The 17,375-nt window shown below is 69.0% G+C and carries 17 protein-coding genes; 9 read left to right on the top strand and 8 right to left on the bottom strand.

Translation table 11 applies throughout. The features are described 5' to 3' along the window. Positions 1-19: 19 nt before the first annotated feature. The 6 genes from gyrB to dnaA form a co-directional block, all read right to left on the bottom strand. On the bottom strand, positions 20-2,074 hold the full coding sequence (gyrB, locus tag ACFWAR_RS06635; RefSeq protein WP_385773751.1) for a DNA topoisomerase (ATP-hydrolyzing) subunit B: 2,055 nt from the start codon (positions 2,072-2,074) through the stop codon (positions 20-22). A gap of 325 nt (positions 2,075-2,399) precedes the next feature. Continuing rightward, a complete protein-coding gene (locus ACFWAR_RS06630) occupies positions 2,400-2,948 on the bottom strand; it encodes a DUF721 domain-containing protein (protein ID WP_385773749.1) in 549 nt (182 codons plus the stop codon). After that, positions 2,945-4,096 (bottom strand): DNA replication/repair protein RecF, encoded by a 1,152-nt coding sequence (recF, locus tag ACFWAR_RS06625; RefSeq protein WP_385773747.1) that lies wholly within the window; start codon positions 4,094-4,096, stop codon positions 2,945-2,947. Before recF ends, ACFWAR_RS06630 begins: the two co-directional genes overlap by 4 nt. Positions 4,097-4,169: 73 nt before the next feature. Continuing rightward, positions 4,170-5,129 carry a phosphogluconate dehydrogenase (NAD(+)-dependent, decarboxylating) gene (gnd, locus tag ACFWAR_RS06620; RefSeq protein WP_385773852.1) on the bottom strand — a complete coding sequence of 320 codons (960 nt, stop codon included), beginning with the start codon at positions 5,127-5,129 and terminating at the stop codon, positions 4,170-4,172. Between the two features lie 85 nt (positions 5,130-5,214). Further along, on the bottom strand, positions 5,215-6,345 hold the full coding sequence (gene dnaN / locus ACFWAR_RS06615; RefSeq protein WP_354378837.1) for a DNA polymerase III subunit beta: 1,131 nt from the start codon (positions 6,343-6,345) through the stop codon (positions 5,215-5,217). 845 nt (positions 6,346-7,190) lie between these two features. After that, positions 7,191-9,038 (bottom strand): chromosomal replication initiator protein DnaA, encoded by a 1,848-nt coding sequence (gene dnaA / locus ACFWAR_RS06610; protein WP_354378838.1) that lies wholly within the window; start codon positions 9,036-9,038, stop codon positions 7,191-7,193. A 354-nt stretch (positions 9,039-9,392) separates the two neighbouring features. Between dnaA and rpmH the strand changes: the two genes are divergently transcribed. The 9 genes from rpmH to ACFWAR_RS06565 all read left to right on the top strand — a co-directional run bounded on the left by rpmH (position 9,393) and on the right by ACFWAR_RS06565 (position 15,845). Then, positions 9,393-9,530: a 50S ribosomal protein L34 gene (gene rpmH / locus ACFWAR_RS06605; RefSeq protein ID WP_112448007.1), complete on the top strand. Its 138-nt coding sequence runs from the start codon at positions 9,393-9,395 to the stop codon at positions 9,528-9,530. A gap of 24 nt (positions 9,531-9,554) precedes the next feature. Next, positions 9,555-9,929: a ribonuclease P protein component gene (rnpA, locus tag ACFWAR_RS06600; protein ID WP_385773744.1), complete on the top strand. Its 375-nt coding sequence runs from the start codon at positions 9,555-9,557 to the stop codon at positions 9,927-9,929. Continuing rightward, positions 9,926-10,207, top strand: coding sequence for a membrane protein insertion efficiency factor YidD (yidD, locus tag ACFWAR_RS06595; protein WP_385773742.1), 282 nt, complete (start codon positions 9,926-9,928; stop codon positions 10,205-10,207). The genes rnpA and yidD overlap by 4 nt, the downstream gene beginning before the upstream one ends. Before the next feature lie 3 nt (positions 10,208-10,210). Beyond that, entirely contained in the window at positions 10,211-11,320 is a 1,110-nt protein-coding gene (gene yidC / locus ACFWAR_RS06590; protein ID WP_385773740.1) for a membrane protein insertase YidC, read from the top strand. A 15-nt stretch (positions 11,321-11,335) separates the two neighbouring features. After that, positions 11,336-11,851: a protein jag gene (locus ACFWAR_RS06585; RefSeq protein ID WP_385773738.1), complete on the top strand. Its 516-nt coding sequence runs from the start codon at positions 11,336-11,338 to the stop codon at positions 11,849-11,851. Between the two features lie 108 nt (positions 11,852-11,959). Continuing rightward, positions 11,960-12,676, top strand: a complete 717-nt coding sequence (gene rsmG, locus ACFWAR_RS06580) for a 16S rRNA (guanine(527)-N(7))-methyltransferase RsmG (protein ID WP_385773736.1) — start codon at positions 11,960-11,962, stop codon at positions 12,674-12,676. 270 nt (positions 12,677-12,946) lie between these two features. After that, entirely contained in the window at positions 12,947-14,035 is a 1,089-nt protein-coding gene (locus ACFWAR_RS06575) for a ParA family protein (protein WP_354378843.1), read from the top strand. Continuing rightward, complete coding sequence (locus tag ACFWAR_RS06570; RefSeq protein WP_385773734.1) at positions 14,032-15,123, top strand: ParB/RepB/Spo0J family partition protein; 1,092 nt, start codon at positions 14,032-14,034, stop codon at positions 15,121-15,123. Before ACFWAR_RS06575 ends, ACFWAR_RS06570 begins: the two co-directional genes overlap by 4 nt. Before the next feature lie 104 nt (positions 15,124-15,227). After that, positions 15,228-15,845: a GNAT family N-acetyltransferase gene (locus ACFWAR_RS06565; protein WP_385773732.1), complete on the top strand. Its 618-nt coding sequence runs from the start codon at positions 15,228-15,230 to the stop codon at positions 15,843-15,845. Positions 15,846-15,972: 127 nt separating this feature from the next. Here ACFWAR_RS06565 and trxA read toward each other — a convergent pair whose 3' ends face one another. Together trxA and trxB are read right to left on the bottom strand one after the other, a co-directional pair. Further along, positions 15,973-16,317, bottom strand: coding sequence for a thioredoxin (trxA, locus tag ACFWAR_RS06560; protein ID WP_354378846.1), 345 nt, complete (start codon positions 16,315-16,317; stop codon positions 15,973-15,975). 59 nt (positions 16,318-16,376) lie between these two features. Beyond that, a complete protein-coding gene (gene trxB, locus ACFWAR_RS06555) occupies positions 16,377-17,336 on the bottom strand; it encodes a thioredoxin-disulfide reductase (protein WP_354378847.1) in 960 nt (319 codons plus the stop codon). Positions 17,337-17,375: the final 39 nt, after the last annotated feature.

Here is a 17,375-nt window from a genome sequence, read left to right as displayed (position 1 = left end):
GGCAGTCAGCTGAGCCGACTCAGATGTCGAGGAACCGAACGTCCTTGGCGTTGCGCTGGATGAAGGAGCGCCGGGCTTCGACGTCCTCGCCCATCAGCACCGAGAACAGGTCGTCGGCCTGCGCCGCGTCGTCCAGGGTGACCTGGCCGAGGACGCGGTGGTCCACGTCCATCGTGGTGACGCGCAGCTCCTCGGCGTTCATCTCACCGAGACCCTTGAAGCGCTGGATCGAGTCTTCCTTGATCCGCTTGCCGTTGCTCTTGCCGAGCTCGACCAGGGCGTCGCGCTCGCGGTCCGAGTAGGCGTACTCGAAGTCGTCGCGGCCCCACTTGATCTTGTACAGCGGGGGGCGGGAGAGGTAGACGTGCCCGGCCTCGACCAGCGGCCGCATGAAGCGGAAGAGGAAGGTCAGCAGCAGGGTGTTGATGTGCTGGCCGTCGACGTCGGCGTCCGCCATCAAGATGATCTTGTGATAGCGGAGCTTCTCGATGTCGAAGTCCTCGTGCACACCGGTACCGAAGGCACTGATCAGCGCCTGGACCTCGGTGTTCTGGAGGATCTTGTCGATCCGCGCCTTCTCGACGTTCAGGATCTTGCCGCGGATCGGCAGGATCGCCTGGTACATCGGATTGCGGCCCGACTTCGCCGAGCCACCGGCCGAGTCGCCCTCGACGATGAAGATCTCGCACTTCGACGGGTCGTTGGACTGGCAGTCCGAGAGCTTGCCCGGCAGCGACGCCGACTCCAACAGGCCCTTGCGACGGGTCAGGTCACGGGCCTTGCGGGCCGCGACGCGCGCCGTGGCCGCCTGGATCGCCTTGCGGATGATGTCCGCGGCCTCGTTCGGATTGCGGTCGAACCAGTCGTTCAGGTGCTCGTGGACGACCTTCTGCACGAAGGTCTTCGCCTCCGTGTTGCCCAGCTTCGTCTTCGTCTGGCCCTCGAACTGCGGCTCGCCCAGCTTCACCGAGATGATCGCCGTCAGACCCTCGCGGATGTCCTCGCCCGCCAGGTTGTCGTCCTTCTCCCGCAGGAACTTCTTCTCGCGCGCGTAGCGGTTGACGAGACCCGTCATCGCCGCACGGAAGCCCTCCTCGTGCGTGCCGCCCTCGTGCGTGTGGATCGTGTTCGCGAAGGAGTAGACCCCCTCCGTGTACTGCGAGTTCCACTGCATCGCGATCTCGACCGAGAGCATGCGCTCCTTGTCCTCGGCCTCGACGTCGATGACGGTCGGGTGGATCAGCTCGCCCTTGCGCGAGTTGAGGTACTTCACGAAGTCGACGATGCCGCCCTCGTAGTAGTACTTCACCGTGCGCGCCTGGTCGTCGTCGGCCTCCTCGGCCGAGTCCGCGCCCATCGTCGCCTTCGCCGACTCGCGCTCGTCCGTCAGCGTCAGGGTCAGGCCCTTGTTGAGGAAGGCCATCTCCTGGAAGCGGCGCGAGAGCGTCTCGAAGGAGTACTCGGTCGTCTCGAAGATGTCGCCGTCGGCCCAGAACGTCACGGACGTGCCGGTCTCGGCCGTCTCCTCGTTCTTCGCCAGCGCGGCCGTCGGCGCGCCCAGCTTGTAGTCCTGGGTCCACCGGAAGCCGTCGCGCCGCACCTCGACCGCCACCCGCGTCGACAGCGCGTTGACGACGGAGACACCGACACCGTGCAGACCGCCGGAGACGGCGTAGCCGCCGCCGCCGAACTTGCCGCCCGCGTGCAGGACGGTCAGCACGACCTCGACGGCGGGCTTCCCCTCGGAGGGGACGATGTCGACGGGGATGCCTCGACCGTTGTCGACGACGCGGACGCCGCCGTCGGCCAGGATCGTCACGTCGATGGTGTCCGCGTGCCCGGCCAGGGCCTCGTCGACCGAGTTGTCGACGACCTCGTACACCAGGTGGTGCAGGCCGCGCTCGCCGGTCGAGCCGATGTACATGCCGGGGCGCTTGCGCACGGCGTCCAGGCCCTCGAGGACCTGGATCTGGCTGCCGGTGTACTCGACGGGGTCAGCGTTCTCGCCGGCGGTGGACTGGTTGTCGTTGGGGTTGCCGGAATCGGCCACGAAGCGCCCTTTCTGGCACAGCACAGGCCGTACTCCGGGCCAGCAGGCATGCGAGCAGGAGCGGCTGCGTCAATCTGCGTTGTCAGCTTTTGTCGACTGGATCCCGCAAGGCGGCGGGATTCCCGTCAGTCTACCGGTACCACGGACATGAATGGGGGTTTGCCAGTACCTGAGTCCGCATGTGCCGCCCTCAACCCGCACTCTCCGACTCCCCATATCCGGGCAGGGGCTCAAAGAGGCTCACACGGGCATCCAGCGCTTCGGCCTGTCAACCTCCCGCCACCGTGAGCGAGACCACTGGCACGTCCGCGCGGGGCGGCTTGCCCGCACGCCCCCGGACGGTCCCGGCTCAGCCGTACGTGTCCCCCGGACCCGTGGTCCCCGGGGCCCGCAGCGGCCCGTACCGCGGGCGCCGCCCGCCCGGTCCCTGCACCTTGATCAGCCGGACCGTGCCCTGCCCGAGGTCCTCGTTGAGCCGGGCCACCAGCTGCGGGGCGAGCAGCTTGAGCTGGGCCGCCCAGGCCGAGGAATCGCAGCGCACTACCAGTTCACGGTCCTCGTAGCGCTCCGGTTCACAGTGCGCCGCCACTTCCGGGCCGACGATCTGCGCCCAGCGCTCCATCACGCCCGCGACCGCCATCGGCATCTCCCAGCCGCGCTCCGTGCGCAGCCGGTCCAGCGCCGCCATGAGGGGCATCGGGTCCCGGCCGTCCGCCCGGGCGCCCGAGCGCAGGCCGGGCTGGCCGTGCCGGGACTTCTTGCCGCCGGCCGCCAGCCCGCGCGCCCGCGCCTGCTCCCGCGCCGCCGCCAGGGCCTGGCGGGCCAGGTCGACGCCCGAGGGCTCGGGCGCCCTGCGCGCCGGCTCCTGCGCCCCGGAAGCGTTCCCGTCCTCGCTCACCACCGCGTCACCTCGCCGCCGGACACCCCGAACCGAGCCCCCGCCAGCACCCCCGGAACGTCGTCGTCCACCGCGGCCGTCACCAGCACCTGCTCACCGCCGGCCACCAGCTCCGCCAGCCGCTCCCGGCGCCGTGCGTCCAGTTCCGCGAACACGTCGTCCAGGATGAGCACGGGCTCGCTGCCCTCGGAGCGCAGCAGCTCGTAGGAGGCCAGGCGCAGCGCCAGTGCGTACGACCAGGACTCGCCGTGGCTCGCGTACCCCTTCGCGGGCAGCTCCCCGAGGCGCAGCAGGGCGTCGTCGCGGTGCGGTCCGACCAGGGTCACCCCGCGCTCGATCTCCTGCTTGCGGGCCTCGGCGAGGGCGCCCATGAGCACCTCGTACAGCGCTTCGCGGGTCCGCGCGGCGCCGGAGTCCACCGCTTCGCCCGCCGCTCCGGCCAGCGAGGTCGGCCGGTAGACGAGCCCGAGCGGGCCGCCGCCGGGCGCGAGCTGCTCGTACGCCTTGTCAGCCAGCGGCAGCAGGGTCGAGATCAGGTCGAGGCGCTGGGCCAGCAGCTCGGCGCCGGTGCGGGCCAGGTGCTGGTCCCACACGTCCAGGGTGGAGAGGTCCATGGAGCGGCCGCCGTGGCGGCGGGCCATGGCGGCCGACTTCAGCAGGGTGTTGCGCTGCTTGAGCACCCGCTCGTAGTCGGAGCGGACCCCGGCCATCCGCGGCGAGCGCGCGGTGACCAGCTCGTCCAGGAACTTGCGGCGCTCCCCCGGGTCCCCCTTGACCAGGGCCAGGTCCTCCGGCGCGAAGAGCACCGTCCGTACGATCCCCAGCACGTCCCGCGGTCTGACCTGCGAGGACCTGTTGATCCGGGCCCGGTTCGCGCGGCCCGGGTTCAGCTCCAGCTCGACGAGCTGCTGGCGCTCGCCCTGGGTCACGGCCGCGCGGATGACGGCGCGCTCGGCGCCCATCCGCACGAGCGGGGCGTCCGCGGAGACGCGGTGGCTGCCCAGGGTCGCGAGGTAGCCGACGGCCTCGACCAGATTGGTCTTCCCCTGGCCGTTGGGCCCCACGAAGGCGGTGACGCCCGGGTCGAGCGGAACCTCGACCCGGGCGTACGAGCGGAAGTCGGCCAACGACAGATGCGATACGTGCATGACGGCGCCGACCTCCCCCGGCCCTAACTCCTTGGTACTGCTGGTACTGCTGGTACTTCTGTGGCGCTCGCGGCTACTTCTTCTCGACCGCGTGGCCGCCGAACTGGTTGCGCAGCGCGGCGATCATCTTCATCTGCGGGGAGTCGTCCTGGCGCGAGGCGAAGCGCGCGAAGAGCGACGCGGTGATCGCCGGCAGCGGCACCGCGTTGTCGATCGCGGCCTCGACCGTCCAACGGCCCTCGCCGGAGTCCTGCGCGTAGCCCTTGAGCCCCTCGAGGTGCTCGTCGTCGTCCAGCGCGTTCACCGCCAGGTCCAGCAGCCAGGAACGGATGACCGTGCCCTCCTGCCAGGACCGGAAGACCTCGCGCACGTCGGTGACCGAGTCGACCTTCTCCAGGAGCTCCCAGCCCTCGGCGTAGGCCTGCATCATGGCGTACTCGATGCCGTTGTGGACCATCTTCGCGAAGTGGCCCGCACCGATCTTCCCGGCGTGTACGGCGCCGAAATCGCCCTCGGGCTTGAGGGCGTCGAAGACGGGCTGGACGGCGGCCACGTGCTCCGGCGCACCGCCGTACATCAGGGCGTAGCCGTTCTCCAGGCCCCAGACGCCGCCGGAGACGCCGCAGTCCACGAAGCCGATGCCCTTGGCCGCCAGCTCGGCGCCGTGCTTCTCGTCGTCCGTCCAGCGCGAGTTTCCGCCGTCGACCACGATGTCGCCGGGCGAGAGCAGCTCGCCGAGCTCGTCGACGGTGGACTGGGTGGCCTCACCGGCCGGGACCATCACCCACACCACGCGGGGGGCCTGCAGGCTGTCCACAAGTTCGGACAGGCTGTGGACATCGGCGAGGTCCGGGTTGCGGTCGAATCCGATGACGGTGTGGCCTGCGCGGCGGATGCGCTCGCGCATATTGCCGCCCATCTTGCCGAGACCGACGAGACCGAGCTCCATCAGGTGGTTCCTTAAGCGTCGAGGCGATTTTTCCCGGGATTTCCCCGCGTCCGAGCCTACGCCGGGCCGCGCGGCCCGGCCCAGCTGGCGCCCCGGGAAGGCGGCAGGCCCGGATCCGCGGGCGGCGGGTCCGGGCCTGGGCGGCCTGCTGGGTGCGGACGGCTCCGGGTCAGCCGGAGAGGCGCACCGGCATGATCAGGTACTTGTACGCCTCGTCCGCCTCGGCGTCGACGGCCGGGCGGCCGCTCAGCAGCGCGGGCTTGGTCGAGGTGGTGAAGCTGAGCTGGGCGGCGGGCGAGTCGATCGCGCTCAGGCCGTCCAGCAGGAAGGTCGGGTTGAAGGCGATCGAGATGTCGTCGCCCTCCAGCTTGGCGTCGACGCGCTCCACAGCCTGTGCGTCGTCGCTGGAACCGGCTTCCAGGATCAGCACGCCCTGCTCGAAGCTCAGGCGGACCGGGGTGTTGCGCTCGGCGACCAGGGCCACGCGCTTGACGGCCTCGACGAACGGCGCGGTCTCGATCACGGCGACGGAGTTGAACTCGGTCGGGAAGAGCGTGCGGTACTTCGGCAGGTCGCCCTCGAGCAGGCGGGTGGTGGTGCGGCGGCCCGCGCCCTCGAAGCCGATCAGGCCCTCGCCCTTGCCGGAGCCGGAGAGCGCCAGGGTGACCGTGTCACCGCTGGTCAGCGACTTGGCGGTGTCCAGGAGCGTCTTGGCGGGCACCAGGGCCACGGCCGAGGCCTCCGGGTCCTCGGGCTTCCACAGGAACTCGCGGACCGCGAAGCGGTAGCGGTCGGTGGAGGCCAGGGTGACGCGCTCGCCCTCGATCTCGATGCGCACGCCGGTCAGCACCGGCAGCGTGTCGTCACGGCCGGCGGCGATGGCCACCTGGGCCGCGGCCGAGGCGAAGACGTCACCGGGAACGGTGCCGGTCGCGGTCGGCATCTGCGGCAGCGCCGGGTATTCCTCCACAGGCAGGGTGTGGAGTGTGAATCGCGAGGAGCCGCAGACCACGGTCGCCCGTACACCGTCTGTGGAAATCTCCACCGGCCGGTTGGGGAGGGCGCGGCAGATGTCGGCGAGCAGCCGGCCGGAGACCAGGACGGTGCCGTCCTCCTCGACGTCCGCCTCGACCGAGACCCGGGCCGAGACCTCGTAGTCGAAGCCGGAGAGGCTCAGGGAGCCTTCCTCGGCCTTCAGCAGAAGGCCCGCGAGAACGGGCACCGGCGGCCGGGCCGGGAGGCTACGGGCGGCCCAAGCCACCGCCTCCGCGAGTACGTCGCGCTCCACCCGGATCTTCACCGGAAACCGCCTCCTGCTGATTGCTGGCCTTCGTCGTCGGCTGGAGGCTCTCTGGCCCCGATGCCGGAGACCAGTCTGACGTACGGCGCCGACAGGCGTCGCTGCTGGCGGTCAAGTCGGGTGGGAGGTGTCGGGAAGCCGCTCTCGACGAGTTGTGCACAGGGCCTGCTTGAAAACCAGACCAGGCCTAACTGTCTATGGGGGTAGTAGTAGGGGCTGTGGATACGGTGGATAACTCCCTTTCCGCAGGTCAGCACCCTTTTTTTGTCCACCGGGCCTGTGGGCGGAGCCGGTGGAAAACCCATGGTCTCTGTGGAGAACGAAAACTTCTGCACAGGCCGTCCCCAGGAGGGCCCTGTTACTCCACAGGTGCGTCCCCAGGTTTCCCCCGGTACTCCACAACCCAAACGTCTACATCGGTGTGACGGCTTTCACTCGGGCCGGTGAGAAGACCCCTCTTGTTGCCGAACAGTGGACAACGGTGTGGAGAAGCCCGCCGATCCTGTGCACGGCCGGTTCAAACCTGTGGGTTGCCGGTGGACAGAGCCGTGGATGAACCTGTGGACAAAAAGTTGTCCACACCCTGTGGACAACGATTGCGCACAATTCCACAGGGTCATGACCTGGGCTGATGATCGCTCAGACGGCACCCCTGTGGACAGATTGTGGGCGACGGGAGCGGTCCCCAGGCTGTGGACGACGGAAAGTCCCCCGATCTGTGGATGAGTTGGCCCGCCGGGGGGCGTATTCGAACAACTTGGGGGCGCACACACGAAGAAGGGCGCCCCCGGTGTGGTCCGGGAACGCCCTTCGAGGGTGCTCGCTGGCGGGCCAGAGGCCCGGAATCAGGCGTTCTTGATGCGGTTCGTCAGCTCCGTGACCTGGTTGTAGATGGACCTGCGTTCGGCCATCAGGGCGCGGATCTTGCGGTCCGCGTGCATCACCGTGGTGTGGTCGCGGCCGCCGAACTGCGCCCCGATCTTGGGCAGGGAGAGGTCCGTCAGCTCCCGGCAGAGGTACATGGCGATCTGCCGGGCCGTGACGAGCACCCGGCTGCGCGAGGAGCCGCACAGGTCGTCCACGGTCAGCCCGAAGTAGTCGGCGGTGGCGGCCATGATGTCCGAGGCCGTGATCTCGGGAGCCGAGTCCTCGCCGCCCGGGATCAGGTTCTTCAGGACGTCCTCGGCCAGGCCGAGGTCCACCGGCTGCCGGTTCAGGCTGGCGAAGGCCGTCACCCGGATCAGCGCCCCCTCCAGCTCGCGGATGTTGCGCGAGATCCGCGAGGCGATGAACTCCAGCACCTCCGGCGGGGCGTTGAGCTGCTCCTGGACCGCTTTCTTGCGCAGGATCGCGATCCTGGTCTCCAGCTCGGGCGGCTGGACGTCGGTGATCAGGCCCCACTCGAAGCGGTTGCGGAGCCGGTCCTCCAGGGTGACGAGCTGCTTGGGCGGCCGGTCGGAGGAGAGCACGATCTGCTTGTTCGCGTTGTGGAGCGTGTTGAAGGTGTGGAAGAACTCCTCCTGCGTCGACTCCTTGCTCGCGAGGAACTGGATGTCGTCGACGAGCAGGATGTCCATCTCGCGGTAGCGCTTGCGGAAGGCGTCGCCCTTGCCGTCGCGGATCGAGTTGATGAACTCGTTGGTGAACTCCTCGGAGCTCACGTACCGCACCCGAGTGCCCGGGTAGAGGCTGCGCGCGTAGTGCCCGATCGCGTGCAGCAGGTGCGTCTTGCCGAGGCCCGACTCCCCGTAGACGAAGAGCGGGTTGTAGGCCTTGGCCGGGGCCTCGGCGACGGCGACCGCGGCGGCGTGCGCGAAGCGGTTGGAGGCGCCGATGACGAAGGTGTCGAAGAGGTACTTGGGGTTCAGCCGGGCCGTGGGCTCCAGCGGGCCGGACGAGGAGCCGCCGGAACCGCCGGTCGAGCCCGACTGCCGGCCGGTGCCGCTCTGTCCGCCGGGACCGCCGGGGCCACCCGGACCGGTGCGTCCGGGCGCGGGGCGCGGCGCGGGCTGCTCGTACTGCTGCTGCTCGTAGGAGGACTTGTCGTAGGACTGCTGCTCGTAGCCCTGCTGACGGTTCGACTCGTACTGCTGCTGTTCGTACGAGGGCTCGTAGCCCTGGGGTTCGGGCTGCTGGAGGTAGCCGGGCTGAGGGGAGGCGTACGGGTCGCGCTCCGGGTAGCCGCCGAGGCGGGGCTGCTGCCAGCCGTACTCGTCCTGCTGCCCGCCGCGCGGCCAGGCCCCGGGCTCAGGGCGCTGCTGCTGGTAGTCCGGGTAGGCGGGGCGCGCGGTCGGGAGGTGGTCGTCGGTGGGACCAGTGGGGCCGGAGTGTCCGGTGTGACCGCCGGTGCGCTGGCCGGGGTAGGGCCCCGGCTCGTAGGAGTCGTGCTGCGGTGCCTGCGGCTGGGGCGCGGGCTCGCCCGCCGAGTCGTCCACGGTGATGGCGATCCGGATGGGGCGGCCGCACTCGCGGCTCAGCGCGTCACTGATCAAGGGGGCGAGGCGCCCCTCCAGGACCCGCTTGCCCCATTCGTTGGGGACGGCGAGCAGCGCGGTGTCGGCGACGAGCGCCAGCGGCTGGCAGCGTTCGACCCACTGCTTGTCCTTGGGCTCGATGCCCTGCTGACCTTCCCCGAGCAGCTTCTCGAGCACGCGCGGCCACACTGCGGCAAGATCGGCAGGTACGTCAGCCACAGAGCACGCTCTCTCACGGGGTCCCACGAATGTGTGGTTCTTTGGGACGGTCGGGACAAAAAAACAGGGGTCGGGCAACGGTAGTCAGGCCGACGGGTACGGTTCAAGTCGTTGTCCACAGCCTGTGCACAGTGGACCACGTCGCCGGCTCGGTTTGACCGGATGGCGTAGCCGCGCGTACCGTAACGAGGTCGAGTTGTCGATGGCTGCTGCCGCCTGCCTACCGATGGGCGAAGATCACTGATTGTGATCATGTAGCGGTGCCACTCGGGCGAACACGCGAGTTTCCTCGTGGGCGCACGGTGACAGCCAGGCGATGTCCCGCCACAACGATTCATTCTCTGGAGCCCCCGAGTGAGCAAGCGCACCTTCCAGCCGAACAACCGCCGTCGTGCCAAGACCCACGGCTTCCGTCTCCGGATGCGTACCCGTGCCGGTCGCGCGATCCTGGCCAACCGTCGCGGCAAGGGCCGTTCCGCCCTCTCCGCGTAACCCACGCACACAGGTCGTGACGTCGTGCTGTCTCCCGAAAATCGGCTGAGGCGGCGCGAGGACTTCGCGAGCGCGGTACGCCGAGGTCGCCGGGCTGGTCGCCCGCTCCTCGTCGTTCACCTACGTACCAGCGGTGCCACGGACCCGCACGAGCCGGGGGAGATCGATCCCTCGACGCGTGCGGGTTTCGTCGTCAGCAAGGCCGTGGGTGTCGCCGTCGTCCGTAACCGGGTCAAGCGCCGACTCCGCCATCTGGTCCGCGAGCGGCTCTCCGAGCTGCCCGCCGGTAGCCTGGTGGTGGTGCGTGCGCTGCCCGGAGCGGGTGATGCCGACTGTGCCGATCTGGCCCGGGACCTGGATGCCGCACTGGCGCGGCTCCTGGGAGGCGTGGCTCGATGAAGTACCCGCTGCTCGCCCTGATCAAGCTGTACCAGTGGACGATCAGTCCGCTGCTCGGACCGGTGTGCCGCTATTACCCGTCGTGCTCTCGCTACGGGTTCGCGGCCATCGACCGGCATGGTGCGGTGAAGGGGACAGTACTGACCGCCTGGCGGATCCTGCGGTGCAATCCGTGGAGTCCTGGCGGTGTGGATCATGTCCCACCTCGTAAACGCCCGCGTTGGCACGAGCAGCTGCGCAGTGCGTTGCGTCGATCTCGCAATGCTCAAGGAGCCTGATTAGTGGACACGATTGCCAGTCTGTTCAGCTTTATCACCTATCCCGTCTCGTGGATCATCGTTCAGTTCCACAAGGTCTACGGCGCGGTCTTCGGTGCGGACAGTGGGTGGGCCTGGGGCCTGTCCATCGTGTCCCTGGTGATCCTGATCCGTATCTGCCTGATCCCGCTCTTCGTGAAGCAGATCAAGTCGACGCGGGGCATGCAGGCGCTCCAGCCGAAGATGAAGGTGATCCAGGAGCGCTACAAGAACGACAAGCAGCGTCAGTCCGAAGAGATGATGAAGCTGTACAAGGAGACGGGTACCAACCCGCTCTCCTCGTGCCTTCCCATCCTCGCGCAGTCGCCGTTCTTCTTCGCGCTCTACCACGTGCTCTCGAGCATCGCCAATGGCACGACCATCGGCGTCATCGACAAGCCGCTGCTGGAGAGCGCCCGCCAGGCACACATCTTCGGTGCCCCGCTGGCCGCCAAGTTCATGGACAGCTCCCAGAAGGTCTCGGAGCTGAACGCCTCGATCGTCGACGTGCGCATCGTGACCGCGGTCATGATCGTCATGATGTCGTTCTCGCAGTTCTACACCCAGCGCCAGCTGATGGCGAAGAACGTCGACCTCTCGGTCAAGACGCCGTTCATGCAGCAGCAGAAGATGCTGATGTACATCTTCCCGCTGATCTTCGCGGTGATGGGCATCAACTTCCCCGTCGGTGTCCTCGTCTACTGGCTGACCACGAACGTGTGGACCATGGGCCAGCAGATGTACGTGATCAGCCAGAACCCGACGCCGGGCAGCAAGGCTCAGGACCAGTACCTGACCCGCCTGGTGAAGCACCTCGGTTCGCACGGCGAGGTCAAGGGCCGCGGCAAGAAGAAGATCGTCGCGGCGATCGTGGCCAAGGGCCCGGACCGCAACGACAACGAGCGCAAGTTCATCACCACGCTGGCCAAGCAGGGGCTGGCAGCCCAGGCGGACGGTTCGGTGATCAAGAGCTCCGAGGCCACGGCGGACGCGGACGCGGCGAGCGGTGGTGCCGCGAAGCGGCAGCAGCCGAAGCGGCAGTCGAAGTCGCAGCGGCAGAGCCCGCCCCCCAGCAAGCCCTCCACCAAGAAGTAAGAAGGAGTCCATCCCGTGACGGAAGGCACCATCTCCGCCGCCGCTGCCGAGGGCGGCGACACCCTGACCCGCCTGGAGCAGGAGGGTGAGATCGCGGCTGACTATCTCGAGGGTCTGCTGGACATCGCGGATCTGGACGGCGACATCGACATGGACGTCGAGGCCGACCGGGCCGCGGTGTCGATCGTCAGCGACTCGGCCGGCCGTGAGCTGAACAAGCTCGTGGGGCGCGATGGTGAGGTGCTGGAGGCTCTGCAGGAGCTGACGCGTCTGGCCGTGCACCGGGAGACCGGGGACCGCAGCCGGCTGATGCTGGACATCGCGGGCTTCCGCGCCAAGAAGCGCGAAGAGCTGGCGATCCTGGGCGCGCAGGCCGCGGCCGACGCGAAGGCCTCGGGCGAGCCGGTGAAGCTGGCCCCGATGACTCCGTTCGAGCGCAAGGTCGTGCACGACGCCGTGGCGGCGGCCGGCCTGAGCAGCGAGTCCGAGGGCGAGGAGCCGCAGCGCTTCGTCGTTGTGCTCCCGGCCTGATCGCAAGCGTGAGTGTTCGGCCCCGTCTGTGTCGCAGGCGGGGCCGAAGTTTGTCAGCCTGACTGTTGAACTACACGATTTTTAGTGCGGTACGGAAGGACGGTCCCCGTGACGGAGACAGCGGAGCTTCCCCCGGCGCCGGAAGAGGCGCACGCGGTATTCGGTGAGTACTTCCCGGAAGCTGTCCGCTACGCGGAGCTGCTGGCTGACGCGGGAGTGGAGCGCGGCCTGATCGGGCCGCGCGAGGTCCCACGGCTGTGGGAGCGGCACCTGCTGAACTGCGCGGTGCTGTCCGAGGTGGTGCCCGAGGGCGTGACCGTGTGCGACGTGGGTTCCGGGGCGGGGCTGCCGGGGATTCCGCTGGCCCTGGTGCGGCGGGACCTGAAGATCACCCTTCTGGAGCCGCTGCTGCGGCGCACGAACTTCCTCCAGGAAGCCGTGGAGCTGTTGGGCCTCGACCACGTGACCGTGGTGCGCGGCCGCGCGGAAGAGGTTCTGGGCAAGGTGCAGCCGGTGCACGTGGTGACGGCGCGCGCCGTGGCACCGCTGGACCGGCTGGCCGGATGGGGCGTGCCGCTGCTGCGTCCGTACGGGGAGATGCTGGCGCTCAAGGGCGACACGGCCGAGGAGGAGCTGGTGGCGGCGAAGGCCGCGCTGGCGAAGCTCGGTGTGGTGAAGACCTCGGTGCTGCACGTCGGCGAGGGGGTCGTGGATCCGCTGTCGACCGTGGTCCGCGTCGAGGTCGGAGAAAGCCCCGGCGGGGTGAGGTTTGCGGCCAAGCGGGCTAAGGCCGCCCGGGTGTCCCGGACGCGTCGACGTCGCTGACCGGCGGTCCCAGCGGGCCGTGCCGAGTCCATCCATGGGTCCGTTGCGCCCTATAGGTATGGATTTCGGAGTGTCGTAGCGGGCTGATGACTCCGTCCGGGCATCGTGTTTCACGTGAAACGTCGCTCTCTGCTGCACGGAATCATCAGCCGTGGCCGCGCGGCCACCTCCCCGCGCGACCGCAAGGACAACCCGAGGGTGATCGAGTTGTCCACAACGGGGGAATCATCCACAGGAGTACGGGCCCCGCTGGTTCGCGACCCCGATGGCATGGCAGGCTCTGTTCATCGCGAGCCTGATGTCGAGGAGAGTGAACCCGTGCGGTCTGACGCCAACCTCGCGGGGCCGATGGCCGACCCGGTCCCCGGTCCCCGCTCAGAGTCGGCGGGCGACGATGTTTCACGTGAAACATCGCCTCCGCCCCTTGTGGACAATGACACCCCCATCGGCCGTGCCGCCCAATTGGCGGTAGAGGCGTTGGGCCGGGCCGGTGAAGGTCTGCCGCGACCCGACCAGACCCGGATCATGGTGGTCGCCAACCAGAAGGGCGGCGTCGGGAAGACCACGACGACGGTGAACCTGGCGGCGTCCCTGGCACTGCACGGCGCGCGCGTCCTGGTCATCGACCTCGACCCGCAGGGCAATGCCTCCACCGCGCTGGGCATCGATCACCACGCCGATGTTCCGTCGATCTACGACGTGCTGGTCGAGAGCAGGCCGCTGCTGGAGGTCGTGCAGCCGGTGGCCGATGTGGAGGGGCTCTTCTGTGCTCCGGCCACGATCGATCTGGCGGGTGCCGAGATCGAGCTGGTGTCGCTGGTGGCCCGCGAGAGCCGGTTGCAGCGGGCGATCCAGGCGTACGAGCAGCCGCTCGACTACATCCTGATCGACTGCCCGCCCTCGCTGGGCCTGCTGACGGTGAACGCCCTGGTCGCGGGCGCGGAGGTGCTGATCCCGATCCAGTGCGAGTACTACGCGCTGGAGGGTCTGGGACAGCTGCTGCGCAACGTCGACCTGGTACGGGCGCACCTCAACCCGAATCTGCACGTCTCCACGATCCTGCTGACCATGTACGACGGCAGGACCCGGCTGGCCTCCCAGGTCGCCGAGGAGGTGCGCAGCCACTTCGGGAACGAGGTGCTGCGGACGAGCATCCCGCGGTCGGTGCGCATCTCGGAGGCGCCGAGCTACGGCCAGACGGTGCTCACCTACGACCCGGGTTCCAGCGGCTCCCTCTCCTATCTGGAGGCGGCGCGAGAGATCGCGCTGCGGGGGGTCGGAATCCAGTACGACGCCCGGCACGCCCATCTGGGCGCCGGTGTGAACAGCACGCAGAGCATGTCGGAGGGGATCCAGTGAGTGAGCGACGTAGGGGTCTGGGGCGGGGACTCGGTGCGCTGATCCCCGCGGCTCCGCAAGAGAGGACTCCGGCGGCCGTGGGCGCCGGATCGACGTCCCCGTCGGCCCTGCCGACGCTGCCGTCGGAACGTGGGATCGCGGCGGCGAAGCTGGCTTCGCTGGCGCAGGCCGATGTTTCACGTGAAACGGAGCGGGCCGCGGCCGCCGTCGAGCCGGAGACGACCGGGCTGTTGGAAGCGACACCGGTGGCCGGGGCGACCTTCGCCGAGTTGGCCATGGACGCGATCACGCCCAACCCGCGTCAGCCGCGCGACGTGTTCGACGAGGACGCCCTGGCGGAGTTGGTGACCTCGATCCAGGAGGTCGGCCTGCTGCAGCCGGTGGTCGTGCGGCAGTCGGCCCCGGGTCGCTACGAACTCATCATGGGCGAGCGGCGCTGGCGGGCCTGCCGCGAGGCGGGGCTGGAACGCATTCCGGCGATCATCAGGGCGACCGATGACGAGAAGCTGCTGCTGGACGCGTTGCTGGAGAACCTGCACCGGGCGCAGCTGAATCCCCTGGAGGAGGCGGCGGCGTACGACCAGCTGCTCCAGGACTTCAACTGCACCCACGAGCAGCTGGCGGACCGGATCGGGCGTTCGCGTCCGCAGGTCTCCAACACGCTGCGGCTGCTGAAGCTGTCGCCGCGGGTGCAGCGGCGGGTGGCGGCCGGCGTCCTGTCGGCCGGGCACGCGCGGGCGCTGCTGTCGGTGGAGGACTCCGAGGAGCAGGACCGACTGGCCCATCGGATCGTGGCCGAGGGCCTGTCGGTGCGTGCGATCGAGGAGATCGTCACGCTGATGGGGTCGCAGCCGACGAGTTCGGTGAAGCCGAAGGGGCCCCGGGCGGGGACGCGGGTGGCTCCGGCGCTCAGCGATCTGGCCTCGCGGCTCTCGGACCGCTTCGAGACGCGGGTGAAGGTGGATCTGGGCCAGAAGAAGGGCAAGATCACCGTCGAGTTCGCGTCGATGGAGGACCTGGAGCGCATTCTGGGGACGCTGGCACCGGGTGAGGGCCGCGTACTGGAACAGGGGCTCGCCGGGGAGTGATCCCCGGCCGCCGTGGGGCGGGTCGTGCCGGTGGGAACCGGTGCGGCCCGCCCCTTTGCCGTGCTCCGGTGTTGGAGGGCGGGGCCTGTGGATACGATGCGTTCATGGGTCGCCGGGTCGTACCGCTCACGCTGGACAACCTCCGTGACCTGCCCAGGCGTTGCCGATCCTGTGTGTTCTGGGAGCTGGACCCCGTCAGCGGCAACGCCGCGGTGAAGTCCGGTACCGCGGAGCAGGAGAAGGAAGCGTGGATCTCCGCGGTCCTGCTGGAGTGGGGTTCCTGCGGCCGGGTGGTCTACGTCGACGAGGTGCCGGTGGGCTTCGTGCTGTACGCGCCGCCCGCCTATGTCCCGCGGTCGATCGCCTTTCCCACCAGTCCCGTGTCGCCGGACGCCGTGCAACTGATCACGGCGTGGATCATGCCCGGCTACCAGGGGCAGGGCCTGGGCCGGGTGATGGTGCAGACGGTCGCGAAGGACCTGCTGCGGCGCGGGTTCCGGGCGATCGAGGCCTTCGGGGACGCGCGCTGGGAAGGACCGGCCTGCCTGCTGCCGGCCGACCATCTGCTCTCGGTGGGCTTCAAGACGGTGCGGCCGCACCCGGTGCATCCGCGGTTGCGGCTGGAGCTCCGGTCCACCTTGTCGTGGAAGGAAGACGTGGAGATGGCGCTGGACCGGCTGTTGGGCGGCGCGCGCAAGGAACCGGCGCTCCGGCCGTTGTGAGCCGGGTGGTGGAGAACGCGCGGACGGGGCCGCCCCAGCAGGGGCGGCCCCGTCCGTGTTCCCGCGGTTTTCAGCGGGTGGAGGTCTCGCAGGCGAGGCGTCCAGGACGCCGTGGGTCCCGGACGGCTCAGGCGACCGGCTTGATGGTCACGAAGGCGTCGAGGTCGCGCAGGATGGCGGCCTTCGGCTTGGCGCCGACGATGGTCTTGACGACCTCGCCGCCCTGGTAGACGTTCAGCGTCGGGATGGACATGACGCCGTACTTGGCGGCCGTGTCCGGGTTCTGGTCGATGTTGAGCTTGACGATCTCGATCTCGTCGCCGTACTCGGCCGCGATGGCCTCCAGGGACGGGGCGATCTGGCGGCACGGGCCGCACCATTCGGCCCAGAAGTCCACCAGAACGGGCTTCTCGCTGGCCAGGACGTCTGCGTCGAAGCTCGCGTCGGTCACAGTCTTCAGGGTGCCGGCCACAGCGGCCTCCTTTTTCTTCTGCGGGGTGTGGGGTGTGGGGTGGTGCCGTTGAGAGGGGCTCAGACCGCCGCGGCGGCGTGCTCGGCGTCCGTGAGGGCGGCCAGGAAGCGCTCGGCGTCGAGGGCGGCGGAGCAGCCCGTGCCGGCCGCCGTGATGGCCTGGCGGTAGGTGTGGTCCACGACGTCACCCGCGCCGAACACGCCGGTCACGTTGGTGCGGGTGGAGGGGGCGTCGACCTTGAGGTAGCCCTCGCCGTCCAGCTCCAGCTGGCCCTTGAAGAGTTCGGTCCTCGGGTCGTGGCCGACCGCGATGAAGAGGCCGGTGACGGGCAGCTCGGAGGTCTCGCCGGTCTTGGTGTTGCGCAGGGTCAGACCGGCCAGCTTCGGGTCGCCGTGGATCGCGGCGACCTCGCTGTCCCAGGCGAACTTGATCTTCGGGTCGGCGAAGGCGCGGTCCTGCATCGTCTTGGAGGCGCGCAGGCTGTCACGGCGGTGGATGATCGTGACGGACTTGGCGAAGCGCGAGAGGAAGGTGGCCTCCTCCATCGCGGTGTCGCCGCCGCCGACGACGGCGATGTCCTGGTCCTTGAAGAAGAACCCGTCGCAGGTGGCGCACCAGGAGACACCGCGGCCGGAGAGCGCGTCCTCGTTGGGCAGGCCGAGCTTGCGGTGCTGGGAACCGGTGGTGACGATGACGGCCTTGGCGCGGTGCACGGTACCGGCGGTGTCGGTGACCGTCTTGATGTCACCGGTGAGGTCGACCGAGACGATGTCGTCCGGGACCAGCTCGGCACCGAAGCGCTCGGCCTGGTCGCGCATGTTGTCCATGAGGTCGGGGCCCATGATGCCGTCACGGAAGCCGGGGAAGTTCTCGACCTCGGTGGTGTTCATGAGCGCACCGCCCGCGGTGACGGCACCCTCGAAGACGAGGGGCTTGAGCGAGGCACGTGCGGTGTACAGGGCAGCCGTGTAGCCGGCCGGCCCGGAGCCGATGATGATCACGTTTCGGACGTCGCTCACGGGTACTTTCCTCGTCTCTGCGGACTGCTTCTTGCCTAC

Origin of the sequence: Streptomyces sp. NPDC059917, from assembly GCF_042730635.1 — a bacterium.
Classification (GTDB): domain Bacteria; phylum Actinomycetota; class Actinomycetes; order Streptomycetales; family Streptomycetaceae; genus Streptomyces.
This window is presented reverse-complemented; position numbering and strand designations above follow the sequence as displayed.

Coding starts and splice junctions, on each gene's coding strand:
- recF (WP_385773747.1), bottom strand. CDS start 4,096: ATGCACGTATCGCATCTGTCGTTGGCCGACTTCCGCTCGTACGCCCGG.
- yidD (WP_385773742.1), top strand. CDS start 9,926: ATGAAGTACCCGCTGCTCGCCCTGATCAAGCTGTACCAGTGGACGATC.
- ACFWAR_RS06575 (WP_354378843.1), top strand. CDS start 12,947: ATGGCAGGCTCTGTTCATCGCGAGCCTGATGTCGAGGAGAGTGAACCC.
- ACFWAR_RS06565 (WP_385773732.1), top strand. CDS start 15,228: ATGGGTCGCCGGGTCGTACCGCTCACGCTGGACAACCTCCGTGACCTG.